The organism is Mucilaginibacter terrenus (genome assembly GCF_003432065.1).
GTDB classification, from domain to species: domain Bacteria; phylum Bacteroidota; class Bacteroidia; order Sphingobacteriales; family Sphingobacteriaceae; genus Mucilaginibacter; species Mucilaginibacter terrenus.
Genome location: NZ_QWDE01000002.1, coordinates 977,843 through 1,001,539, shown reverse-complemented (window position 1 = coordinate 1,001,539; position 23,697 = coordinate 977,843). Strand labels below are relative to the sequence as shown.

The window sequence follows — 23,697 nt, the reverse complement described above, 5'->3', positions numbered from 1 at the left end:
GATGTTAAAAACCCTGATCAGCTTTTGCCGCTTCCTTTTATTCTGGACTTTGTTCGGCGTTTTTACCCGAACTGCATTTGTACTTTACTTTAAGGATAACCTGCGCGGCGTAAGCGCCGGCGAAGTGCTGCAAGCCTACTTGTATGGCATGCGGATGGATGCATCTGCCGCGGGATACATCGCTGTTATCCCCCTCCTGGTGTTTGGTATTGGCTGGTTTTTTAAGAAGCACATTAAACCGGTATGGCTTAGGGTGTATGTATATACCGTGCTATTTTTGATAGCCTTAATAGCCATCGTAAATCTCAATATCTTCCGGGAATGGGGCACCAAGGTTACGTACCGGGTGTTTGCTAACTTTTTTGATGCGCCTAAAGAAGGATTGGCTTCCAGCAGCTCATCTCCTATCGCACTTAGTTTAAGTATTGGTATAGGCCTGCTGGTAACAGGTGCTTTACTGTCAGAATACATTATAGATTACAAATTCAGAAAGCCATCTGTTCCGTTTATAGCCAAGCCGCTAATATTTGTGGTGCTGTTCGGGCTTAACCTGGTAGTTATTCGCGGTGGGCTGCAGCTGGCCCCCATGAGCCAGAGCAACGCCTATTTTAGCGATAAGCCTATACTAAACCAATGTGCCTTAAACACCGAATGGAACCTGCTGCAAAATACCACTGAAAGCGTGCAGAACCCGGAGAATCCTTACCTTTTTATGCCTGCTGACAAAGCGGCTGCATTGGTGGACAGCATGTACGCGGTTAAAAAAGACACCACCGAAATGCTGCTGACCACCACAAGGCCAAACGTGGTAATTTTTCAGCTGGAAAGTTTTACTGCAGACCTGATCGCGTCGCTCGGCGGTGAAAAGGGGGACGCGCCAAACTTTGAGCAGTTTATAAAACAAGGCGTGCTGTTCGACAGTATTTACGCCACCAGCGACCGTACTGATAAAGGCATGATCGGCATTATGAGCGCCTTTCCGTCGCAGGCCCTTCGCACCATCGTGATTGATAATGCACGGCAGGAACATTTGCCCGCACTAAGCAGTGTATTTGCAGATGAGCATTACCATACCTCCTATTTTTACGGCGGTGAAAGCGAATTTATGAACTTTCGGGCTTACCTGCTAAGCCACCACATTAAAGAGATTGTAGACAAGCAGAACTTTGCTGCCAAAGAGATGAACTCCAAGTGGGGGGCGCATGACGATGTACTGCTGAAGCGTAACGTGCAATATCTTACCGGGCAGCAGCAGCCTTTCTTCAGCTATGTGCAAACCCTTAGCAATCACGAGCCCTTTGAAGTCCCGGTGAAACCACACTTTCCCGGCGAAGACCTGCCCAATAAGTTCCGCAGTACAGCTTATTACACCGATGCGAGCCTGAAGGAGTATTTCGACCTGGCCAAGAAACAACCCTGGTACAAAAATACTTTGTTTGTGTTGATTGCAGACCACGGTCACCGTCTTCCGCTGGATCATTCGGAACCGTATAACCCACGCAAGTACCACATCCCGATGTTGTTTTTTGGTGATGTGATAAAACCAGCATACCGCGGCAAACACATAAACAAACTGGGCGGGCAAACCGATATGGCAGCCACCCTGCTGGCACAGTTAAACATTCCGCATAAACAATTTAAGTGGTCTAAAAACCTGCTGAACCCGTACAGCAAGCCATTTGCCTTTTTCGATTGGGACAACGGAATGGGCTTTAAAACACCACAGCAGGCTGTCACCTATGATAATGCCGGCAAGCGGATAAGTTACGTAGAAAACCGTAAACTACCCCAGGCCACAATAGATAGCACGCTGTTGTATGGTAAAGCCTTTTTGCAGCAGGTATTTACCGAATACATGAAGTATTAACAGATCATCATCAAGCTAAAACTATGAAGAATCTCCTTTTTATCTTTTTTGCGATGCTTTGCATCAACGGCTTTGCACAGGACCATAAAACACAAATAGAAGAGTTCCGGAACAAGTATAAGGCCGACTTTTTGAGCGATGCACGTTCTCCGTTGAAAAAGGAAGACCTGGCGCTTTTACGTTTTTACGACGCCGACAGCACTTACCGGGTTACCGCTCAGGTGGAGGTACTAAATAACGAAGCGTTGTTTATGATGCCGGTATTCAGCGGCACCCAAAGCGAGTATGTACGATACGCTACCCTGAAGTTTACACTTAAAGGAAAGCCCCTGCAACTTACCCTGTACAAAAGCACGGCACTTGCCAAAATACCGCAGTACGCCAATTACCTATTCCTGCCCTTTACTGATGACACAAACGGCGCCGAAACCTACGACGGCGGCAGGTATATTGACCTGAGTACACAGGACATTAAGAACAACATGCTGGTGCTCGACTTTAACAAAGCATACAATCCCTATTGCGCATTCAGCAGCGGTTACTCCTGCCCAAAACCGCCGGATGAAAACAAGCTGCCACTGAAAATAGAAGCAGGCGAGCAAAAGTTCGCAGGCGGAAAGAAGCATTAAAAAGAAAAGCCGGCAACTACTTGCCGGCCTCCAGTTATTCAGTTTTGTTTGTGGTTCTTTAGAATTTGGTACCAAACGCCCCAACATACAGCGCAGGTTCTGGCGATGTATAGGTTATACCATTGGTAAGGGTAATACCTGCTTTGTGATGGCGGGTAAAGTTCAGCGTGCCCTTGTTCAACGCCGGTGAACTCCCCTGCAAGTGAAAATCCCAATTGGTGTCGTAATCAGCGTTACTTACCGCAGTGGTTAACGGATAGTTCACAAATTTAGGATCGTTTTCACCAGCCTTTGTGCCTTTTACATCATTAACACCGGCAATCACGTCGTTCTTGCCCGGCTGGAACTGATCAACTGTAGCCTGATCATAACCATAGTAGTAGTTGTTGCTGTATTTACTGCGGTTGTCTTCCGGTTTCTTCGGATCGCGTTTCACACCAAAACGGGTGTTTGCGAAAAGGTTATTGTAAAGATCGGCACGCACAGTAGCTTCGAGCCATACTGAACCACCTTTAGCCGTCGGCCTTCTCCAACCCGTGTTCACCATAGTGTTGTTGTAGGCAATAATGTATGCCTGTGGGGTACGGTCGCCCGCATTTGATAGCTTTAGCGCGTTGGTATTGGTGCTGTAAACAACATTGTAAGCAACGTCGGCCAAGCAGCCCGATTTAAAGTTCATGGCCTCGCCACCGCTTACACCTGTAGTGTAGAAGGTATTGTTCGAAAAGATGATCTTGCCACCCTCAATGTAAGTACAGTCTTCCTGTAAATTGCGGAAGGTGCTGTTCACAACCACAAGCTTTCCGTTCACATTAGAGAACCAAAGCGCAGGCAGGTTCTCACCGGCAACTGCTTTGTATAAGCCCATCTTTACAGATGTTGATGCATCTGACGTGGTTGCTCCGCCGTACTCTATAATAGTGTGGTCCAGCACCAGTTCGGCACAGGTTGGCGCAGCAAGTATGCCGCCCCACAGTTTGCCAAACTTATTTTCAGCAGTGCGGTAAGCATCACTTACCGTAAACTTTATTGGTTTATCAACGGTACCTAACGAGTATAAATTACCCTTAACAACAATCTCCGGCTTGGCAGTTACATCCATTAATACGGTTACACCTTCTTCTATTGTAAGGCTTTTTCCCTCCGGTATAATAATATCACCTTTAATTTCATGAACGCTGTTCTTTGTCCATACGCCGGATACCTCTCCAATTGCGGAACCGTTCTCAGGTGTGGTATCTACATACTTGTTGGCCTTCTCGCAGCCGCTTAAGGCTACTGCGCTTATTGCTAACGCTGCTAATATCTGTTTCAATTTCATATCTCTCTTCTTAAATGATGTCTTACCCTTAGTTGAACTTATATCTCACACCCAGCAAATAGCTTTGTCCGTAATAATCGGCGCGTATCAAAGTCTGCCCGTTAGATACCAGCTTTTCTTTAATATCATTATTGGCGGGGTTTGTACCTTTTATGTAAAGCTTGGCAGGTGTGTTCACAATGTTACCTGCTTTTACAAATACGCTGACGTTGTTCCTGAAGCGTTTCTCGGCTGAGGCATCTACCTGTATAAAGCCTTTCTGCCATAAATCGTTGTTGAGGAACTGCGATACGGTATTGATACGCGGACCGGTGTAAGCGCCTGCCAACTGCACATCCCAGCCATGTTTCGTGTCCTTGTACAGCACAGATAGGTTTGCAATGTGCTCAGACTGTCCATAAAGCGGGCGTGACTGATTTACCAGGAAGGGTTCGATGTCGCCTGTTGCAGAGTTTATCCTTCTTGACGTTTTTGGGGTAGTAATACGTGAATGCGTGTAGGTGTAGTTAGCTTTAACACCAATTTTATTGAAGAACTTAATATAATCTATCTCCGCGCCGTAGTTGTTGGCTGTACCAAAGTTGCCCGGTGTGTAATAAATATCCTGACCGCGAACTGCATCCGGCTGGAAAGTGTATTCAATAGGGTCTTTTATGCGTTTGTAGAACGCGCCTACCAATAACTGTTCTGACGCACCCGGGAATAATTCGTAACGCAGATCGTAGTTGTCTGCAAGGGAACGTTTAAGGTCCGGGTTACCACGTTCCTCGTATTCTTCGTTCACTACCTTACTTGGTACTATCTCATAAAAACCAGGACGGTTTAGTGCCTTGTAATACGATGCATGCAACTGCGCTTTATCTGTAAGGTGGTACTTAACTGTTGCACTTGGCAAAACATCGGTGTACACCTGGCTACCAGTAGGGCGCGATTCACCCTGCGGGAACAACAGGCTATAACCCTGATCGGTATGCTCTACCCTTGCACCTGCAATTACCTCCAGCTTAGTTGAGGTAAGTTTAAACATGCCATAACCTGCGCCGGTTTTCTCCGAAGCATCATAGGTAAGTGAGTTGGCCACACCACCTTGAGGGTTGCTTACCGTAAGGTTAAGATCGGTGTAGTTCTGGAAATCTACTCCGTATAATGGTGCTTTACCATCAGCTTTAAGCGGCGTAAAGAGGTTGTATTTGTTAAAGAAGCTGCTGCGTTGCTTATCGCGGTATAAACCGCCGGCCATAAAGTCTATCTTGTTTTCGCCGCTTTTAACAGTGTAAGTCAAATCCAGGTAACCGGCTTTGTCTTCATCTGTATTGCGTTCCCAGCGGCGCTCAACCGGGTTGGTGTTCACCAGCGACAAACGAGTATCCACCCCATTGGTGCGTAAGCCGTTCAAGCTTATCGTAGTATTATCCGGAACTTCGTTTTGAGCTGATGAATACACACCAGACCATTGTACTTTAAACTTGCTGTCAAAAAACTTATGATCGCCATGCAGCGTGGTGTTGTATATCTGTTGCTCTGTTAACCTGCTGCGGGTGCTGTAAACCAGCTCGGCATTGTCACCGCCGCTTGCTGTGTAGATGTTGTTGTAGGTGGTATTTACCTGATCGCGCAGCTGCTGATTTTTAAGGTTTACGTACACATTGTACAGGCTAATCTTGTTGTTCTTGTCAAAAACATAATCAACTTTTCCGTGCAAGCCTAAACGTTTCTGCTGCTCGGAATACTCGCGGTAGCTTTGGCTCGTGATCTTGGCATAAGTATCGGTTGCATCAACAGATGAATTGTAGAACGTGCTGTTGCTGCCACGGTAGGTGTTCTGGTAGCTGCCCGCTACTATAATGCCCAGTTTACTATCAAAGAAACGCTGACCGATAGACATGCTGCCAACCACATTGGGTGCCGGCTTTTTGGAGGTGTAGTCGAGCGTTCCTTTTGCAAAATCATTTTGAGTTGCGTTGTAAGTACGGCCGTTTATTTCATAAGGCGATTTGTGGCTAATGCCTGATGCATCGTAGCTGGTAAAGTTACGGTCGAAAAATAATTGATTATAACCGCCTGCTATATTAGCATTTATCTGGAAGTGATCCGGCGCGTTCTTCATCACCATGTTAACCACGCCGCCAACCGCATCACCTTCCAGGTTTGGCGTAAGGGTTTTGTAAACCTCTAAACGGTCCAGCAGGTCTGATGGGAAAAGGTCCAGCGGTACGTAACGGTACCTGTTATCAGGACTAGGAATTTTTACGCCGTTCACCAGCGTGTAGTTATAGCGTTTGTCCATACCACGCAGTATAGCATACTGGCCATCGCCGTTGCTATTACGCTCGATGGATACCCCTGAAACACGCTGCATAACGTTGGCTACAGTAAGATCAGGCGACACCTCAATGGCTTTGCCCGAAACAATGTTCATCACCTGATTAGCGTTTTGCTCTATCCGGCGTGCGTCCCTGTCGCTGGCTCCGTTAACATTGCTGGCGCGCACAGTCACCTCCTGCAGGTCCTTACCGCCGGGTTCAAGGTATATTTTTATTGTTGTGGTGGCCGATGTTACATTTACCTCGCGCGAAACTGTTTTGTATGTTATGTACGAAACGCGCAGGCTAGCAGCGCCTTCGGGTACGTTCTTTAATTCGAATGAGCCGTCCAGACCGGTGCTTGTGGCTTTATTTGCTTTATCTAAAGTGACGGTCGCACCAACAAGCGGCTCGCCGGTTTTTTTATCATATACGTGGCCTTTTATATTGCCTGCGTTTGCAGCTATCGCACAAAATAGTAGGGGAAAAAGGAGCTGTAGAAGTTTATTCATATCGCTGTTATAGTATCTTATTGTAAGCCTGGGTTTAATCAGGCGCAAAGGTGAGGACATTAACAGAGATAGAAAATAAGGGAGCGCCTTACCGGCGGTCAGAGCGGATTTTAGAAGTAAAATTTACGCCATAAACATTTGATATACAATAATTTAAATACTATAAAGAAGGTAGTTATACTTTCATTATGTTTATGTTAACTATATGTTAACCATGCAGGTAATGCTAAAGATTAATTTACAAGAAAGATATTGAGGTAAAAGGAAATTAGTGCAACAGGAATGTGACAGCGGCTGTCTCTATCAAACAAAGCGGGGCTGCTCTTAAATGAGCAGCCCCGCTGGTATTATTAGCTTACTGTTTAGAAGCCGTATCTCACACCAATTTGGAACTGGTAAGGGTTACCGCTCAGGTTTGATACACCAGCATTAGTATTAACTGAGTACCCGTACTGTTTAGCAGCAGCATCAAAGTTCTTGATAGTGTATACCGATGTTGTACCAACGTTGTGGTTTACGCCCCACTCCTTGTTAAGCAGGTTGGCTACGTTGAACAAATCGACAGATAGCTCAAGGTACTGTTTCTTGTAGATATTTAGTTTTTTAAGCAATCGTAAATCAACTACGCCATAAAAAGGATTCACACCTCCGTTACGTTCAGCAATTTTGCCAAAGCTGTTGCGGATGTACGTTTTCATGCTCTCCTCTACCTTAGGGTTGTTCAGGATAGCATTGATACCATCCTTAAGGTATTGCGGTGTAGACGCAGCATTCGGGTCGTATATGTAAGCAAGGTCGTTGCTGGCAACAAAGTCGCCGTTAACGTTACCATTCACCACCATTGAATAACGGGTACCGGCAAGGCCAGAGAACCTTACACCTGCGCTAAAGCCATGGAAGGTTGGCGAGCTGCCATAAGCAACTATCTTGCTACGGAAGTGGTTATCAGAGTAGCTTAGCGGACCAAGGTTACGCGGATCATCTTTTACATACTGGTTCAGCGTGGCAGTGTTGGCTACGTTACCATTGTATGAGGTATTGTCTTTAGTTTGGTTCCAGGTGTATGATACCGAAATCTCGCCCTGTTTGTAGTACCTGTAATAAGCATCCATAACAAAAGCCATCTGGTTCACCCTGCCTATGCTCTGCAGCTCCAGCACGCGGCCTACCTCGGTAGTCTTACGGCCTTGTGTCCAGTCGGCCGAGCCATTTTTAACGTCAATGGTGTTTGCAGGCACATACACGCCCCTGTTATCTTCAGCAGCTATGCGGAAGTAAGGAGCGTCAACCATGTTCTGGTCCAGGTAGGTGTAGTTGTTACGGCCAAGGCTTAAGTAACCGCTTAAGGTTACGCGGAAGTTCTGTGCAAAGAAGTGCGAGTAAGATGCGTTAGCTTTATAAACCGTAGGCACTTTAGCATCTTTACCATTCATGTTAATTGTAGCCAGCTTAGGTATGTTGGCGTTTGCCAGTAGGTCGGCACCGGGAGCAGAATTTGGGTCTTTACGGTATGCCGGAAAGTTTGGCGTTGGCACCAGGTTACCGGTAAGGTCAACACTCAGGATGTGGCTGCCATCAAACAACATATTGTTAATCATGGAGTACGGGTTCAAGGCTGAACCTAAAATACCACCACCTACGCGGATAATGTCCCTGCCGTTCTGGCCAACATCCCAGGTAGCCTGTACCCTTGGCTGCACCTGCAGGGTGGTAAGCTTGTTGGAGGTGTTAAGGCCCAGTGTACGGTCAACAACCGGGTTGTAGTTTGCCCTGTCCAGGTAGTCGGTGTAGTCTAAACGAACACCAGCTGTCAGGTCGAAACCCGGGAACAATGTTGTTTGTACCTGCGCATAAAGGTTAGGGGCAAGTATGTTGAATTTTATATTCCTGTCATCAGATGTGTAGATGTCCCTTGCATAACGGTATGGGGTAAGGTTATTAAAGTTGGTAAGGCCGGTAAAGTAAAATCGACCATTTATCTCGCTGCCGTAGATTGAGTTTTGGTTAGTGAACGACAAACCACCACCGAAGGTAAAGTTGTACTTGCCTTTGGTCCAGTAAACGTTATTAGTAAGCTGTACTACGTTGTTGTTGAAGTAGTCGCCGCCATAACGCTGACCGCCTAATTGTATAGCTGTTGTATAAGTTGAACCATCCGCCGCTGCAGAAGATATGTTCTGTACAATAGCACGCGGGATATTGTCTGCAGGTAGCTGACTATTAGCAAACAGTTTATTGTATTCCCAATAGTGCTGAATTTTCAACTCGTTGGTTAATGTCGGGCTCAGTATGCTACGCAAAGATGCCATAATGCTGTTGTTCATGCTCTTGCGGGTGCTGTATACTTCGTAAATATTGATGGATGTGTTGTCGCCATCAGACTGGTTATCCAAATCGTAAATAAAGTTATCACGAATGGTGAACAAGTTTTTGGAGTTGATCTGCCAGTCTATACGGGCAAAGCCTGCGTGTGTGTTCTTAAACTTATCAAACTGGCCAAACTGCGGTGTGTTGGCCACGCCATATTTAGAACGGGCAATTGACAAGTAATTATCCAATGTAGCCTGGGTAACATTGTAGCGTTTCTCATCATCTGCCGACTGGATGTTGGCAATGTATAGCGGGCGTGAATCGGCCTGGTGATCCCATGCTATAAAGAACTGTGCCTTGTCTTTCACGATAGGACCGCCTAAAGAGAACCCGTACTGGTAAGTAGAGAACGACTGGTTACGTTTCAATCCGTTAAGACCATACGGGCTGGAAAGCCAGTTTGCACGACCGTAAGTGAACGCGCTACCGGATAATACGTTGGTACCCGACTTAGTTACTGTACTGATAGTACCGCCACCTGCATTACCGTAAGTAACATCATACTGGTTGGTTACCACCTGGAACTCCCTCACCGCTTCCAGCGATATAGAGTAAGCACCGGTTGGCAAACCACCGGAGATGGTACCGCGTGCAGCCATACCGTCGATGGTGTAGTTAGTTGCCGATGCCAGCTGGCCGTTGAGGCTGCTGCCCGCGCTTAGTGGAGAAAGATCTGCCAGCGAGCTAAAGTTACGTCCGTTTACGGGTAGCTTAGCAATGTCCTTTGCGGTAACTGCGGTTGAGGAACCTATATTTTCTACCTTGTTGCGTAACGCAGGCGATTTAATTTCTACCACGTTTAGTTCGTTAACCTTGTTCTGCATAGCAAAGGTTACCTGCAGCAGGTCGCCCTGGTTAAGCGAGTATCCTGTTTGCTTTTGAGCGGTCATACCCATAGCCTCTACAGTTATACTGTAAGGTGAGCCCAGCGGAAGTTCCTTTAACAGGAACGCGCCGGCAGAGTTAGAGGTTGATTTGATAGAGAAGCCTGTCGACTCGTTTTTAACGGTGATAGTGGCGTTTGGTAAAACTTCGCCACCAGGGCCTGTTACTTTACCGGATATGCCGGCCAAGTTTGTTTGTGCCATTGTTTGAAGTACAAATAGCACGCTGAAAATACCTGATAGGTATAATTTTCTTAGAAAACCTTTGTTTGCGCTTAACATGTGATCGTTTTTGTTTGGGGCGAAGGTGCCGCAAACGTGTTAAGCAAAAGTTCTTGAAAGATTACCTTTTGATAGTTAAATCATCAACTAAGTGTTAAATCAGCACTTACGCCGCCTACTATTTAACAAAATGATAATTTTTGGAGGATTTTAAGTAATTTATTGCAGTAGGAACTTCTACTGATGATTCATATTGCTCAGCACCCTGGCAAAAAGCCGGCGGCTCTCCTCCTCCGGAATTTGCTTTTCTATAGCCCTGCTGTTAAATAAAAAGTGAGAAAGCTCAATAGCAACAGTATTGTCTTTAAGCAGATTAGCCAATTCACCCAACTCAGTACCCGTAGCCTCCTGAGCCAGTTTCCTGGCTGATAACTCTAGTATACGATCTTCATTCTCCATCTGGGTGCAGGTACAAGGCTCACAAAAGGTTTACTAACCATTTGTAGAATAACCACGAATATTTTCTTAATAGATAATTGGTAAACTAAAGGTAGTTTAATAACTACAAAATTAATAGACTAATCTTCGAAAACGTTGTAGTTGGTATTTCAACAAAAAAGTTGTTGATGATAGTTGCAGGATAACAATTTTTATATTTACTTTGAATCACAAAGTTCTTTCAATAATAATTATGCAAATCTCAACTGTTCTGGACAAGTTACACGCACAAGCAACGCACAACAGGTGGATGCGTTACTTTGCCACCTTTAACCGTGTGGCGCTGGCGTGGGGTTTCCTGCTTTCAGGCTTTATAAAAATAATGGGCGAACGGTTTACCTCATTGTCCAACAATCATCCCATGGGTGCTTATCTGGAAGCACTTTATCACACCGGTTTTTACTACACCTTTATTGGTGTTGCACAGGTAACGGCCGCAATCCTGATTCTTATTCCACGCACCGCAGTCTTGGGAGTACTGCTATATTTACCTATCATCCTGAATATATGCGTGCTTTCGTTATCAGTACGTTTTGAAGGTTCGCTGTTAACATCTCCCCTAATGGTGATATCCTGTCTGTTTCTTTTATGCTGGTATTACGACAGGATAAAGTACATACTGCCTTTTAATACTCCGCCGTCCACTAGGGCCACAAGTCCATCTGAATATAGTAACAGCTTTCCTAAAGCTTTCTTTGCCGGGGTATTTGCAACCGTTGCCATGGTGGTATTTGCACTAACACATGTGTTTAGCATTATGCCCCGCAATACACTTTCAGATTGTAATCTCCAGTGTAAGGACAGTGCTAACCCGGGTGCATGTAAGATATTTTGCGAGTGTATCCATCAAAAAGGCCAGCCGCTTAACAATTGTCTCGAAAATTACAACAAAGTTGTAAAAGGCAGCGCCCGATAATTAGAAGTATTTGTGTTCATTAAGGAACGAAATTTTTGTGCGCCGAGGTTAATGACGTGAGATAAATTTTACATATTTTCGGTGAACGGGCGACAAAGCGCTTTGCAATCAGATTCACCAATGGCCGATGCTGTAAAACCTCAAAAAAAATCAAGAGTTTACTTTCCAAATCTTAATGGTGTAAGGGCCATAGCAGCGTTGTTGGTGGTAATAGCCCATATAGAACTTGGAAAGCAGGATTTTCATCTTACTGCAATTGACTTCTTCCCGCTTACCAGCCTTGGCCGGGTGGGTGTATCAATATTCTTTTCGCTCAGTGGCTTTCTAATAACTTACCTCCTGCTGGAAGAAAAGCTAAACTTCCAAAAGGTAAGTATGCCCGCATTTTACATGCGGCGTATATTGCGCATATGGCCACTCTACTACGTAGTGGTATTTATTGGTTTGCTGGTTTACTGGCCACATGCAAAACCATTTGTAATGGCTATTTTCTTTTTGCCCAACCTAGCGTTTGCATTAAAGATAATACCGGCACTATTTGACCCAATATGGTCAATTGGTACCGAAGAACAATTTTACATCTTCCATCCCCACTTCTTTAAGTTTAAAACTACCCGCCAGATCTTTCACGCGCTTATTATTTTCATGATCGCGTTCCTGGCACTGGTACAGGTGATAAGGCACTTTCAGCACCGGAGCGACGAGATGCACGCCCTGAGCCAGCTCACTTACTACATGCGTTTTGATAACATGATGATGGGTGCCATTGTAGCGGTAATTTACTTTAACACCAAGCATCAGCACTTCAAATTTAAGCTGCAGGGGTTCTTCAACCTTATGTTCAACAAGTATGTACAGGTGCTGCTTTCGCTCGCACTGCTGGCAGTTATTTACCTGTATATAGTGCGTAATATGCCAGAGGGCGATCTTTTTATAGCTGCTATTGCTGCTTTGTTAATTGTAAACCTTTGCGAAACGGAGACCAGCATTTATAATCTTACCAACAAGAAGCTGATGTTTATAGGCGAAATATCTTACGGGATATACCTATTGCATAAATTCCCGGTTTACCTCATGCTTTGGCTCACTAAAAATTATATGCCGAACATGAACTATTACTTGCAGAACGTAATAATTTACGTGGCCAGCTACATCCTGGCCATTATGTTGGCAGCTCTCTCTTATTACACACTGGAGAAATACTTCCTCAACTTAAAGAAGCGCTTCGCTAAGATCACGCAACATTAAACATTTAATTTTCAAGATCGCTTAACCTCACCTCGCTGGCCCGTTTAAAATTGTTGCTGATGATCTTCATATCGGCATCAATCAGCACACTTTTCGGAAGGCCAGAAATGTTGTACCTGCGTTTTAGACTGGCAACCTGTTTCTCATCAGCAAAAAGATTCACCATGGCTAGCTGATGCTTTGCCGTTAGGCTCTTCCACAATTCGGCAGATGTCTCTATACAAACGTTTATCACAACCAGTTTTTTGCTGGCGCTATAAGTTGCCGACAACTTGTTCTCCGCCGGAAATTCTTTTATGCAAGGAGCGCACCAACCGGCCCAAAAGTTTATCATCACCAAATGACCCTTAAATTCCGACAGCGATACTGTATCTCCATTTATGTTCACAAGCTTAAAACCCGGTGCCACCCTACCTACCATTGGCAGGGAGAACCTGGCGTTGCTAACGGAATCAAGGATACGCTTGTTTGAAAGATCTGAAAACGTAACACGGTTAAGCAGTTTGTCGTAACTGTGTTTAGATCGGGCATAAGCATCATATAAAAGGCGCATTTTAACTACGTCGCCCGTCTTGCTCGTTCCATAAACTTCCTGCGCAGCAGCAAGCATATTAGTAGAAAGCAGCGAATCGGCTTTGCTTTTTGCCAGTGCCAGGTGCCTCATCCGGAATACGGCATACCATAAATATTCAGAACTGATGGGAATGTCTTCATTCACTAAAGGCATCTCCGGGTCAAAGTGGTAGTAACCGGTGTCTATCTTTATCTCGTGACCCGTTTTAAACGCTTTGTCGAACAAAACGTGATGCTTAAGAAAGGCATTGTTATACATCAATCGCCAGTACTCATATTTCTTAAAAGCTGGCGAAAGCGGAAAGCCGTAGCCGTTTAAAAAGTTAAGGTTGATCTGGTTTATAGAATCAGCAATTGCCGGGAACCGATTGAAATTATTGAGCCGGGCACCGGCTGCATAGTAGGTTTGGTTGCTTTTTGCTACATTGAAGTAAGCCTGGTAATAATCATTCTCCTGCTGAAGGTTGCCTGTAAAGGACAGCTTTAATGATGATGTACTTTCGACGGTACACTTTACTGTTTTCCCCGGCGCATTAAACACCCTGAACGGTAAAGAACTAAACTGGATGAAGTCCGGGTAGTTCATTTGTGTACGAAACGTTGCGGACTTACCCGGCGCAATAACCGCCTCAACGCTTTTCTCCGACACCGGCAGGTAATAGTAAATAGCTTCGGTAAGCCGGAGCGTATCTGTCGTGTGGTTTTCTATTGTGGTGAAAGCATCAGTACCTTTAAGGCTCACCAGCTCTTTATTATTTGTTACCGTACCATTTTGCTGCGCCCAAGCAACCGGCAGGTGTAAGCACAAAATTGTTGTAAGTAGCAATAACCGCATATGTAAAACTAAGAATTTAGTTCTACATATGCACCCATTTATTAGTTGAATATTTTAAATATGCTTATTGTATGTTATTACCCTAAAATGCTTAAATCATTTGTCCGCAGGTTTTTGCCAAAAGTATTTAGGGTTATTTACCGCATACTGGTCGCTCCTGCCCATCTGCTTTTTAGGCTGGTGCAGGGTATTGTAATCACCCGGGTAAAGGTTAAGGTAGTCGCTTGCCTGTTTACCTGGCTTATTGGTCTCTATATCCCATTCGCTTTTTGCGGCACATTGCAGCCAGTAAAGGTTTTTTGACATGTAATAGCCCAAGTAGTGCTCTTTGGTTTGCTTTTGCTTATTGTTCCAGTTGGCATCAGGGTTAAGCACCAGGTCATCAATGCCCTTTACCAGGCGCTCCCGTACTTCTTCAATGCTTAGCAGGTTACCTTTACCATCGGCTACATAGGCGTTAAAGGTAGGATCCATCCAAACCCATTTATTAAGCGACTTTGACCATACAACCGTGATAACATGGCAATCGTTATCGGCAGTATCCTTAGGCATGCAGGTAACCACGCGTGTTTTAAAGCCCTCGGCCTGGTAAGCATCGCGCAGTATGGTTGCCATCATGCGGCAGTTAACACCGCGGTTCTCTTTTTGGCAAACGGCTATCAGGTCAATAGCGTTCCTGGACGATGGATTGCTCGAGTTACCATCGTGCCGTACTGAGTTATGCGCCCAGTAAAGTAAGTTTTTAAATTTACTTATCTCATCTCCGTTTCCGCTTACCGAATCCAGGTTGAACTTGTTGCGCAAAGCCACCAGTTCGGGTGCCTCTGCCTGCTGATAGGTAAATGCAGGCCAGGTTTTGTCAACCACCTTATTGTACGGGCCCGCATGCTGAATAACATAACTGTAATCACTTTTTTCGCGCATGCCTTGCATTACGGCTTTAAAGCGTTTCTCCTGGTGCAGTGTGTTAAGGTCGCTGTCTTCCATGGTGCTTTTATAGTTATTGTAACCAAGTGCGTAGCATTTCTCGAAAGCGGTTAGCGCGGGTTCTTTCCTGCCGAGCAAAGCCTCGTAGCAGGCCAGGTTGTAATAAATGCTTGCTGCCCATGATTTATATTTATCCTTTCGGTTGGCGTCGGCTTCGTCGTACTTTACTATCCATGATTTCAGCAGTTCATCCGCTTTCGCGTACTCCTTAGCCTGGGTTGCGGCATACCGCTGGGCTTCTATGTCTTTAGTGAACTTTTCAAAGTCATCGGCAGCAGGTTGCATTTGGGCAATGGCAGTGCTAATAGTCAAACAAGAAAACGCGAGCAGTAGTATTTTTTTCATGGTCAGGGTTTTAGTAGAAGACGAGATCAATTTAATAAAAGTTGCAAGCATCTTTTCTTAAAAGCTATTTTTTAGAAGCCTTTTTGCAAACGGAAGCATATATCTGCAAAATTTGACAATTAATTTCTATTGGAGGCAAATACCAGAATGGGTTATTTAAAAAAGTGTGGTTTTTGCAGGTTTTGGAATGAGTGATATAGCCATTCAGCGGGTGGGCAGTTGGTGTTACTAAAGCCCTGGCTGTAAAACTGCATTAGGGTACAATTGCACCCATAGCCATCACCAGCGACTCTCTGGCGCTATCAATCAAATTGCACGTAATGTGAACCTTGATGATGGTGCCATCTTTTCTACGGTGTTTAACAACTCCTATGTCATTTATTCCTTTTTTAAGATCATGAAAGATCATAATAGCGGTGTTGATTTCTTCGGGGGGACGAAGGTCAAGCGCGCTCATTTTCAGGAACTCATCTTTAGAATAGCCGTACCGCACAGATGCAGCGTCGTTTACGCCAGTGATCAGCATGGTACGCCTGTTAATAATCCACATTGGGTTGGTATTCTGGTCAAAGTAGGTTCGGTACTTGCGTTCGCTCTCCGAAAGTCTACGCGTATGCCGTACAATAAGGAAAAATAAGAGAATGCCGGTTACCAATACGTAAGCAATGCCTTTAATACTCCCCAGAAAAAACACTTCATCGGCTCCCAGGGTGGCCTGCAGAGTTAGTAGCAGGCGGTCACTCAACGTGATCCATAAGATGCCCATAACGATATAAACGAGCGCGATCTTAAAAGCTCCGGTTCTCATGAAAAGGTTCTTAAATTAATTAGGTAGTTGAAAGTAGTAATTTTCTATATAACTGAGAAACAGAAAATTAAATCATGGCCTAAAAATCGCATATAGCAGGTGATACTAATGCCCGGACTACTTTTTAAAGGAGATTGTAAAGGTTGTGCCTTGATTAGGCTTGCTATGTACGCTGATGTCGGCCCCGCCGCTTGTCAAGTGCATTTTTACCAGATAAAGGCCCAGCCCCTTACCCTCTACGCCAGGATGAAAGCGCTGCTGTTCTTCAAATATCCGGCCCTTTACTTTTTTAGTGTTAAAACCCAGCCCGTTATCTTTAACCTTAACCTGTATGCAGGCACCATCCGGTTTGCTGGTCAGCTCGATTACCGGTGGCACACCGGGTCGGGCATACTTTATACTATTGGAAATGAGATTTAAAAAAATGCTGTCTAAATGGTCTTCATCAAAACAAATGGCTGCAGCTTGCGAGAAATCAGTGGTAATTACCGCTTTACTTTCATTGATTAAGGCAGCCAGCGATGTTTTAATCCGGTTGACCACACTGCTGAGTTTAACTTCTCCGTGGATACTTTCTTGTTTCCCTTTGTTTACCAACCGATCCAGATAATTATCCATTTTAACCTTCAACTCTCTGATAGTGGCCTTTAATAAGCTAAGAGACTCCTCGTAAGGGGAAATCGGTGTTTTAAGCTCATTATAAATATCAAAAATAGACATCATGTTACCAACCGGGGCGCGAAGATCATGCAGGGCGGTATACACTACATCTTTTAGCTCCTGCTGATAAGCACTTAAGTTTTCAAATGCCTGATCACGTTTTGATTCTTCAATCTTCTGAGGGGTAATATTCTTTGCTACGGCAAATACCAGCCGCAGTTCAGCATTTGGTACCGACGTCCATGATAACCAAACCAGTTCCCCATTTTTTGTAACGTAACGGTTCTCGAAATTTTTCAGCACCTGCTCTTCCCGCAACGCCTGACGGCGATGCTCTGTCGCCAGTTGATCATCCGGAAATACAAATGAATTGATCGGTCTGCTCAGAAGCTCCGCTTCTGTGTAGCCAAGGGTTTCGGTTACCGCAGGATTCACTTTTTTAAAGAAGCCGTCGAACCCGGCTACACAAAAAAGATCCTTAGCAGAGTTAAAAAATAAGTTAAGATCAATGTCGCCATTCGGCAAAAAAGCACTTCCTAAATCGTGAGGGGAATTAGCAGTTAAGGAATTACTCATCGGATCGTCAAATTAGGGAATAAGCAAGTATTGCCTAAATATACGGCAAAAAAAGCATCACGAAAGGAGGTGCCTTGAATGTTAAAGGTTTACAGGAGACAAAAAAGAATGACAACCTGGTCGAAAATACAGTGATGTAGATAATAAATAAACGGGAATTACTGATGCAACAGGTAACGATCGTATCCCTTAAGGAAATTAGCTCACCGGCAATAATAATAACCAAATCTATTTAATGATCGTAACCTATTTTCTAATTGAAGATGCTAATGATCATCCTCTTCCGACAACGAATTCATTGTCTCGTGGTATTGATTAATTGCCTGTAGCACGCTCAATGTGGTTTCGAAATTCTGCTTACCAACTAGTTTAATGTACTCGTCAGTTAAACTGTTTATTTCCTGATTAGCCACCAGCATTAATTTTTTCCCTTGTTCGGTTAAATTAATTTTATGGCTTCTTTTGTCCCTTTTTGCTGCTGTGGTAACAACCATGTTCTTTCGCTCGAGTTCTTTGATGGTTACACTTAACGCCTGCTTTGCAGTTAGCGACCGTTTAGCTATCTCATTACTTGTACTTCCTTTAAGGCTGACGTTGGAGATAACAGGCATATACGATAGCTTCATCTCGTTCCAGTGCGGCTTGATGGTTTTTAATGCCCAGTAATCAAAATATTTTTTAGTTAATACAACCAACCGGCCCCAATTTTTATCAGCGTCATTTTGGTGGTCAGTTAATATCTCGTCATCAGTTTTCATAAAGAATGTTAAATTAGTAATAATTATTTACTAATTGGTAAAAACTATTTACAATTGTTTCCGCTTAAAGCGATTAGTAATTTTTGACAATACTACAAAATAGCCATCCTTAAAAACAGTAAAGTGTTGCAGGCTTGACTACTAATTTAATTTAACGACCAAAATATTATTCAGGCCTAATGCTACCATCCTTAAAATAGTAGATGTAGCTAAGCAATTTAACAGCACTAACAAGTAAATATAATACAATGAAAATAGCAGTATTTGGCGCCACAGGTGCTACAGGTTTCGAATTGGTTAAGCAGGCACTTGAATTGCATTATGAGGTTTATTGCCTAGTTAGAAACAAACTTGCTATCAATCATCAGCATGTGCAGGTTATTTACGGAAGCATAGACAACTTAACGGATGTAGAGCAATCAATAACGGGTTGTGAAGCTGTAATTTCAGTACTGGGTTCTGCACCTAAGTTTTTTGGAGACAAGTCAACAGATATTTATTCCAAAAGTGCATCTGTGATTGTTAAGGCAATGGAGGGGCAAAAGATTAAAAAGCTTATTTTTTGTACATCTGCCGGAGTTGAAAATGACCCTACCGAAATATGGTTTTATAAACATTTTCTTAAGCCCTTCCTGCTTAAAAAAAGTTACGACGACATGGCTATTGCTGAAAGCACGATCAAAGCTTCCTCGCTTGACTGGGTACTTGTGCGGCCGTCCAGATTAATAGATGGAGTGCTCACTAAGAAATTTCGCGTTTCCAAAAGATTCAGGCCCGAGGGAGGAAGTAAAATAGCTCGAGCAGATTTAGCATTCTTTTTACTTGATAATATAGGTAACAATAAGTGGGTTCATCAAACACCCACGCTTACTTATTAACGCCACACAACCAAAACATACCTGTTAAATCAAACTTCAAGAAGTATAATCCAAACAAAAAAGCCTCACATCTCTGTGAGGCTTTTTGCTCCTGAGGCTGGGCTCGAACCAGCGACCCTCTGATTAACAGTCAGATGCTCTAACCGGCTGAGCTACTCAGGAGTGTTTTCCGGTTTGGAGAGTGCAAAAGTAGGATTATTGAGGTTATTTCACAATATTTGCAGCAAAAAAAAATAAAAATATTTTTCATGAGTTTGTTAGTGATTGGTACTGTGGCGTTTGACGCAATTGAGACACCCTTTGGTAAGACGGATAAAATTGTTGGAGGGGCTGCAACTTACGCCGGATTGGCCGCTTCTTACTTTTACGACAAGGTGAAAATTGTTGCCGTAGTTGGCGACGACTTCCCTGCTGAAGAGATTGCTGATTTTAATGCACATAAGATAGATACCGAAGGTTTACAGGTAAAAAAGGGCGAAAAGTCGTTTTTCTGGAGCGGTAAGTACCACAACGACATGAACACCCGCGATACACTGGTAACCGATCTGAATGTACTGGCCGATTTTGACCCTATCATCCCGGAGAGCTACCAGGACTGCGAATACCTGATGTTGGGCAACCTAACCCCACAGGTACAGCAAACAGTGATTAAACGCCTTAAAAACCGCCCTAAGCTTATTGTAATGGATACGATGAACTTCTGGATGGATATAGCACTTGATGATCTGCTGGAAACTGTTAAAATGGTGGATGTGCTTACCATTAATGATGCCGAAGCACGTCAGCTATCCGGCGAGTACTCTTTAGTTAAAGCAGCTAAGATTATTTTAGCAATGGGCCCTAAATACCTGATCATTAAAAAAGGTGAGCATGGCGCTTTGTTGTTTCATGAAGACCATATCTTTTCGGCACCTGCACTGCCTTTAGCTGAGGTATTTGATCCAACAGGCGCGGGTGATACTTTCGCAGGGGGCTTTATCGGTTATATGGCCAAAGTGGGTACCATCAACTTCAACAACATGAAAAATGCTATCATCTTCGGTTCGGCACTGGCATCCCTTTGCGTAGAGAAATTTGGTACCGAGAAAATTAAAAATCTTACAGATGAAGAAGTGGCACAGCGCGTACAGCAATTTGTAAGCCTTTCATCATTCGAGATATAACCGCAACATTAGCTTTAAAGAAAGTGGCCGGAGTTAGTACTCCAGCCACTTTTTTACTTTTATACCTATTTGGTCGCCAGGTTTAAAACGGTTGTGCTCGCCGTTTACCACCCTGATCAGGACTCCGCTATTCTCCAGGATAAGGTCTTCGTAAAAACCTTTAAACAGTATTTGATCTACTGTCCACTTAGTTGCTTTCAATAAGCTGTCCAGCCTTATCCACTCGGGGTAGATTACAACACTTTCTTTGTCCGTGCTGATGCCGCATAATGCAGCTTCGGCTGCACTTAACACGTTGCAGTTGCTCAGTAGCTCAGCGGTATACAGATACTTGGGGCTTTGATACATCTCCTTAGGTGCACCAGCTTCCACTATTTCTCCGTTGCGGATCACGATCAACTCATCTGCCATTGAAAGCACTTCCGCAGGGTCATGCGATACCATTACTACCGTTATCCCGTTTTCCTTAACTATCTGCCTGATATCATGCTGCAGCCCTTCCCTAAAAGATGTATCAACCTGGTTAAACGGTTCATCCATAAAGAGCACCTTTGGCTTAGTAATAATTGCCCGTGCTATTGCTACACGCTGCTTTTCTCCGCCGCTCAGGTCGGCAACACGCTTGTAGGCCAGTTCCATCATATTTAGCTGCCCGAGCACTGCCGCAGTTTGTTCCTCTTTGAACTTAACGTTTGTGCTGGGCAGCATTGCTGCTACGTTATCCCAAACACGCGCAAAAAGGTTCAGATCATCGGTATGCTGAGTTACCATCTTCATCTCATCGTGGCCGGGTATCAGCTTTTCTTCAGGCCCCCAAATGCGTTCGCTCTTAAATAGCACCTGCCCTTCGTCCGGCGACATCAAACCGTACAGCAATCGCAAAAGAGTACTTTTGCCACTGCCGCTTTCGCCAATAATGGCGGTGATCTTACCCGGAACAATATCCAGATTAATGTTCCGCACGCCGGATGATACTGGTCCCGGATACGTTTTACTTACACCTACTGCCTGCAAAAAATGTACATCTGCCATTGCGGCTAAGATAGCAATTTTGACTGCTTGGCTTACCAGCCAACGCTCATGCCGAATGAGAAGTTTCTAAGTCCATCCTGCGCCGGGCTATCCCTGAAAATGTTATTCACATAATATTTCCCGAATATGCCTATGGCCCCGTAACCAACACGCAGGAACGGACCTCCACGGAACTTGGCAAAATGATAGTTGCCGCTTAGCTTTTGGCTACCATTTTCTTTACTTTCCTGCTTAAGACTGCTGCTTAATAGTACACCCAGATCGGCACCTGCAACAAAGTGAAACCTGCGGCCATCTGCATCATCGTGGGTGCGGAAATCGAATGCTATTGGCACACGGAGATAGGTTGCCGAAAGCCTGTTCTTGGTGTACACAACATCATCTTGCTGGTACGTTAATACAGGCTGATCACGCAAGATGGTTACACTCTCGCGTAGGCGAAGGTTAAACCAGTCAAACCCGGCGGCAGTATATATCCTGAAACCGCTGCTAAACCTATACCCCAGTTGCACCACATCAAACCCAATGGCGCTGCTTCTCCAGGAACGGTAGCGTAAAAAGTTGTTTGTTGGCGATAGTTTGAAGCTGCCGTTGTCTACCAGCGTAGTAAGACCAATGTCAAACCTTGTAAAGGTTAAGCCAAATGAAAAACCCGGAGCTTTAGAAGCAGTATAGGTAGTATCGTCGTTATTGTTTACAGATACACCGCCAACATCATTACCAAAGCCAAACTTTACACGAAAGCCTTTAGGTTTCTTAGTGGTGTCGCTGCTTATTTTGGATGTATCAGCTTTGGATGTATCGCCCTGAGTTGTCTGGGCAAATAGCGAGTTTGCAGTAAAAAATACTATAAGGATAAGTATAAATCGTTTCATAGTTATTTATTTGTAGCTATTGTTTCTTCTTTTTTAATTTTAAGGATGCCCAGGTTTACACCGGTAATCATGGAGTCATCTTCGTCTTTCCCGCCAAACTCTATCAATTTGTCTTTACGCTTGTCTACTTTGTTTACTACCACGTTTATCAGGTCGCCAAAACTGCGAATACCTCTTTTACGCGGTTTACCGGTATTTACAGGCTTAACATTAGCAATGGCTATCTGTTCAACAGGTTCTTTGGCAACTATCACCTGATCTGCAATAACCTGCTTAGTTGTAGTATTTATATCTGCCTCCGGGGTAACTGTGGCTAACACAGTTGCCGGTTCTTTTATCGCCACTAACGGCTGTAAATCTGCACCAGTTTGCTCTCCTTTTGATGGCTGACTAGATACTGTTTGTTGTTCAGTTACAACTGCTCTACTCCTTAAGCTGTGTACCGGCTTAACAGTCTTTTTGACTGATGCAACATCCTCAGCTAAACTTTCAGTAGCAAGCGGCGTAATCGCTTTTGGCTGAGCTAAAGGTTTAACTTGCTTTTTTACTTTGACTATAGTGTGCTGACCAGCGCTTTGCTTGTGCTGCTTAGGGATAAAAAGCAATCCGGCACCTAACAATACTAATATTGTGGCGGCTATACTGATGTATGGCAATACAGAACGATTAGGCCGGTCGATAACAACCTCAGCAGCTATGTTATCCCAAAGCTCCTTGGAGGGCTCCACCTCCAGGTCCTTAAGGCCGGATCGGAACAGTTCGTCAAATTCTTTATCCTGCATTTTCATAGCTTTTTTTATCCATCTGTAAAACCTGCTCCTTCAATATGGCCCTCGCCCGTGAAAGCTGCGATTTTGAGGCACCCTCGGTAATGCCTATTATTTCCGCAATTTCTTTATGCGAGTAACCGTCGATAGCATAAAGGTTAAACACCATTCTGTAACCCGGTGCAAGGCCTTTAATCAGCAACAACAAATCCCTTGCTTCCAGGTTTGCCACGGCAGCCGCATTTACCGATGGTTCGTTCCCGGCTTCATCAATATCAACAACCTGTATCATGCGGTGGTTCTTGCGGTAATGCTCTATAGAGGTGTGCACCATTATCCGCCTTACCCAACCCTCAAAAGAGCCTTCGCCACGATAGTCCTGTATTTTTTGGAATACCCTTATAAAGCCATTCTGCAGCATGTCTTCTGCCTCCATACGGTCCGTAGCGTAACGCAGGCAAACACCCATCATTTTTGATGCAAGCATTTTGTAAAGCATTTCATGCGCCTTACGGTGCCCCGCTTTACACCGCGTTACCAGTTCGTCTATCGTGATTTTAGGTTCCAAAAACATCGTTTAAAGGTAAGATGGGCAAATGGCTAAATTGGTTGCATCACCATAAAATAATTTAATTAATTTTCCTTGCGTCATTGCTCGCTCTCAGTAACA

19 protein-coding genes and 1 tRNA gene are annotated in these 23,697 nt (G+C 44.3%); 6 read left to right on the top strand and 14 right to left on the bottom strand.

The window, feature by feature from the left end:
* Position 1: 1 nt before the first annotated feature.
* A complete protein-coding gene (locus tag DYU05_RS15160) occupies positions 2–1,867 on the top strand; it encodes an LTA synthase family protein (RefSeq protein WP_117383936.1) in 1,866 nt (621 codons plus the stop codon).
* A 23-nt stretch (positions 1,868–1,890) separates the two neighbouring features.
* A complete protein-coding gene (locus DYU05_RS15155; protein WP_117383935.1) occupies positions 1,891–2,496 on the top strand; it encodes a DUF1684 domain-containing protein in 606 nt (201 codons plus the stop codon).
* A 58-nt stretch (positions 2,497–2,554) separates the two neighbouring features.
* On the opposite strand, the gene DYU05_RS15150 is transcribed toward DYU05_RS15155, so the two are convergent.
* From DYU05_RS15150 to DYU05_RS15135, 4 genes are all read right to left on the bottom strand, one after another.
* Positions 2,555–3,817, bottom strand: a complete 1,263-nt coding sequence (locus DYU05_RS15150; protein WP_117383934.1) for a right-handed parallel beta-helix repeat-containing protein — start codon at positions 3,815–3,817, stop codon at positions 2,555–2,557.
* Between the two features lie 28 nt (positions 3,818–3,845).
* A complete protein-coding gene (locus DYU05_RS15145; RefSeq protein ID WP_117384022.1) occupies positions 3,846–6,632 on the bottom strand; it encodes a TonB-dependent receptor in 2,787 nt (928 codons plus the stop codon).
* Positions 6,633–6,994: 362 nt separating this feature from the next.
* Positions 6,995–10,090, bottom strand: coding sequence for a TonB-dependent receptor (locus DYU05_RS15140; RefSeq protein ID WP_205771889.1), 3,096 nt, complete (start codon positions 10,088–10,090; stop codon positions 6,995–6,997).
* A gap of 255 nt (positions 10,091–10,345) precedes the next feature.
* Positions 10,346–10,567 (bottom strand): hypothetical protein, encoded by a 222-nt coding sequence (locus DYU05_RS15135; RefSeq protein ID WP_117383932.1) that lies wholly within the window; start codon positions 10,565–10,567, stop codon positions 10,346–10,348.
* Positions 10,568–10,799: 232 nt separating this feature from the next.
* Here DYU05_RS15135 and DYU05_RS15130 point away from each other — a divergent pair, with 232 nt between their 5' ends.
* Together DYU05_RS15130 and DYU05_RS15125 are read left to right on the top strand one after the other, a co-directional pair.
* The gene (locus DYU05_RS15130) at positions 10,800–11,522 is read left to right on the top strand and encodes a DoxX family protein (protein ID WP_117383931.1); all 723 of its coding nucleotides are present in this window, start codon (positions 10,800–10,802) and stop codon (positions 11,520–11,522) included.
* A 120-nt stretch (positions 11,523–11,642) separates the two neighbouring features.
* Positions 11,643–12,770: an acyltransferase family protein gene (locus DYU05_RS15125; protein ID WP_117383930.1), complete on the top strand. Its 1,128-nt coding sequence runs from the start codon at positions 11,643–11,645 to the stop codon at positions 12,768–12,770.
* 4 nt (positions 12,771–12,774) lie between these two features.
* Here the strand turns inward: DYU05_RS15125 and DYU05_RS15120 are convergent, their stop codons facing one another.
* From DYU05_RS15120 to DYU05_RS15100, 5 genes are all read right to left on the bottom strand, one after another.
* On the bottom strand, positions 12,775–14,178 hold the full coding sequence (locus DYU05_RS15120; RefSeq protein WP_117383929.1) for a TlpA family protein disulfide reductase: 1,404 nt from the start codon (positions 14,176–14,178) through the stop codon (positions 12,775–12,777).
* A 96-nt stretch (positions 14,179–14,274) separates the two neighbouring features.
* On the bottom strand, positions 14,275–15,510 hold the full coding sequence (locus DYU05_RS15115; RefSeq protein WP_165852085.1) for a transglutaminase domain-containing protein: 1,236 nt from the start codon (positions 15,508–15,510) through the stop codon (positions 14,275–14,277).
* Positions 15,511–15,763: 253 nt separating this feature from the next.
* Positions 15,764–16,318 (bottom strand): PAS domain S-box protein, encoded by a 555-nt coding sequence (locus DYU05_RS15110; protein WP_117383927.1) that lies wholly within the window; start codon positions 16,316–16,318, stop codon positions 15,764–15,766.
* 117 nt (positions 16,319–16,435) lie between these two features.
* Positions 16,436–17,554, bottom strand: coding sequence for a sensor histidine kinase (locus tag DYU05_RS15105; protein WP_117383926.1), 1,119 nt, complete (start codon positions 17,552–17,554; stop codon positions 16,436–16,438).
* A 266-nt stretch (positions 17,555–17,820) separates the two neighbouring features.
* The gene (locus tag DYU05_RS15100) at positions 17,821–18,312 is read right to left on the bottom strand and encodes a MarR family winged helix-turn-helix transcriptional regulator (protein WP_117383925.1); all 492 of its coding nucleotides are present in this window, start codon (positions 18,310–18,312) and stop codon (positions 17,821–17,823) included.
* A 248-nt stretch (positions 18,313–18,560) separates the two neighbouring features.
* On the opposite strand from DYU05_RS15100, the gene DYU05_RS15095 reads away from it, so the two are divergent.
* On the top strand, positions 18,561–19,190 hold the full coding sequence (locus DYU05_RS15095) for an NAD(P)-dependent oxidoreductase (RefSeq protein ID WP_117383924.1): 630 nt from the start codon (positions 18,561–18,563) through the stop codon (positions 19,188–19,190).
* An 88-nt stretch (positions 19,191–19,278) separates the two neighbouring features.
* Here DYU05_RS15095 and DYU05_RS15090 read toward each other — a convergent pair.
* Positions 19,279–19,352, bottom strand: a tRNA-Asn gene (locus tag DYU05_RS15090).
* A gap of 86 nt (positions 19,353–19,438) precedes the next feature.
* Here DYU05_RS15090 and DYU05_RS15085 point away from each other — a divergent pair.
* Positions 19,439–20,353 carry a PfkB family carbohydrate kinase gene (locus DYU05_RS15085; RefSeq protein ID WP_117383923.1) on the top strand — a complete coding sequence of 305 codons (915 nt, stop codon included), beginning with the start codon at positions 19,439–19,441 and terminating at the stop codon, positions 20,351–20,353.
* Between the two features lie 33 nt (positions 20,354–20,386).
* Here DYU05_RS15085 and DYU05_RS15080 read toward each other — a convergent pair whose 3' ends face one another.
* Genes DYU05_RS15080 through DYU05_RS15065 form a run of 4 tightly spaced genes read right to left on the bottom strand, consistent with a single transcriptional unit; the run spans position 20,387 to position 23,601 of the window.
* Positions 20,387–21,385 (bottom strand): ABC transporter ATP-binding protein, encoded by a 999-nt coding sequence (locus DYU05_RS15080; RefSeq protein ID WP_117383922.1) that lies wholly within the window; start codon positions 21,383–21,385, stop codon positions 20,387–20,389.
* A gap of 32 nt (positions 21,386–21,417) precedes the next feature.
* Positions 21,418–22,260, bottom strand: coding sequence for an outer membrane beta-barrel protein (locus DYU05_RS15075; RefSeq protein ID WP_117383921.1), 843 nt, complete (start codon positions 22,258–22,260; stop codon positions 21,418–21,420).
* 2 nt (positions 22,261–22,262) lie between these two features.
* Complete coding sequence (locus tag DYU05_RS15070; protein ID WP_133300242.1) at positions 22,263–23,042, bottom strand: hypothetical protein; 780 nt, start codon at positions 23,040–23,042, stop codon at positions 22,263–22,265.
* Positions 23,032–23,601: an RNA polymerase sigma factor gene (locus DYU05_RS15065; RefSeq protein ID WP_117383919.1), complete on the bottom strand. Its 570-nt coding sequence runs from the start codon at positions 23,599–23,601 to the stop codon at positions 23,032–23,034. The genes DYU05_RS15070 and DYU05_RS15065 overlap by 11 nt, the downstream gene beginning before the upstream one ends.
* Positions 23,602–23,697 lie beyond the last annotated feature (96 nt).

Excerpts from the sequence above, each read along its gene's own strand:
- DYU05_RS15115 (WP_165852085.1), bottom strand. The coding sequence starts at position 15,510 with ATGAAAAAAATACTACTGCTCGCGTTTTCTTGTTTGACTATTAGCACT.
- DYU05_RS15120 (WP_117383929.1), bottom strand. The coding sequence starts at position 14,178 with ATGCGGTTATTGCTACTTACAACAATTTTGTGCTTACACCTGCCGGTT.
- DYU05_RS15085 (WP_117383923.1), top strand. The coding sequence starts at position 19,439 with ATGAGTTTGTTAGTGATTGGTACTGTGGCGTTTGACGCAATTGAGACA.
- DYU05_RS15145 (WP_117384022.1), bottom strand. The coding sequence starts at position 6,632 with ATGAATAAACTTCTACAGCTCCTTTTTCCCCTACTATTTTGTGCGATA.
- DYU05_RS15105 (WP_117383926.1), bottom strand. The coding sequence starts at position 17,554 with ATGAGTAATTCCTTAACTGCTAATTCCCCTCACGATTTAGGAAGTGCT.
- DYU05_RS15100 (WP_117383925.1), bottom strand. The coding sequence starts at position 18,312 with ATGAAAACTGATGACGAGATATTAACTGACCACCAAAATGACGCTGAT.
- DYU05_RS15160 (WP_117383936.1), top strand. The coding sequence starts at position 2 with ATGTTAAAAACCCTGATCAGCTTTTGCCGCTTCCTTTTATTCTGGACT.
- DYU05_RS15140 (WP_205771889.1), bottom strand. The coding sequence starts at position 10,090 with ATGGCACAAACAAACTTGGCCGGCATATCCGGTAAAGTAACAGGCCCT.
- DYU05_RS15080 (WP_117383922.1), bottom strand. The coding sequence starts at position 21,385 with ATGGCAGATGTACATTTTTTGCAGGCAGTAGGTGTAAGTAAAACGTAT.
- DYU05_RS15150 (WP_117383934.1), bottom strand. The coding sequence starts at position 3,817 with ATGAAATTGAAACAGATATTAGCAGCGTTAGCAATAAGCGCAGTAGCC.
- DYU05_RS15070 (WP_133300242.1), bottom strand. The coding sequence starts at position 23,042 with ATGCAGGATAAAGAATTTGACGAACTGTTCCGATCCGGCCTTAAGGAC.
- DYU05_RS15095 (WP_117383924.1), top strand. The coding sequence starts at position 18,561 with ATGAAAATAGCAGTATTTGGCGCCACAGGTGCTACAGGTTTCGAATTG.
- DYU05_RS15135 (WP_117383932.1), bottom strand. The coding sequence starts at position 10,567 with ATGGAGAATGAAGATCGTATACTAGAGTTATCAGCCAGGAAACTGGCT.
- DYU05_RS15110 (WP_117383927.1), bottom strand. The coding sequence starts at position 16,318 with ATGAGAACCGGAGCTTTTAAGATCGCGCTCGTTTATATCGTTATGGGC.
- DYU05_RS15130 (WP_117383931.1), top strand. The coding sequence starts at position 10,800 with ATGCAAATCTCAACTGTTCTGGACAAGTTACACGCACAAGCAACGCAC.
- DYU05_RS15125 (WP_117383930.1), top strand. The coding sequence starts at position 11,643 with ATGGCCGATGCTGTAAAACCTCAAAAAAAATCAAGAGTTTACTTTCCA.
- DYU05_RS15075 (WP_117383921.1), bottom strand. The coding sequence starts at position 22,260 with ATGAAACGATTTATACTTATCCTTATAGTATTTTTTACTGCAAACTCG.
- DYU05_RS15155 (WP_117383935.1), top strand. The coding sequence starts at position 1,891 with ATGAAGAATCTCCTTTTTATCTTTTTTGCGATGCTTTGCATCAACGGC.
- DYU05_RS15065 (WP_117383919.1), bottom strand. The coding sequence starts at position 23,601 with ATGTTTTTGGAACCTAAAATCACGATAGACGAACTGGTAACGCGGTGT.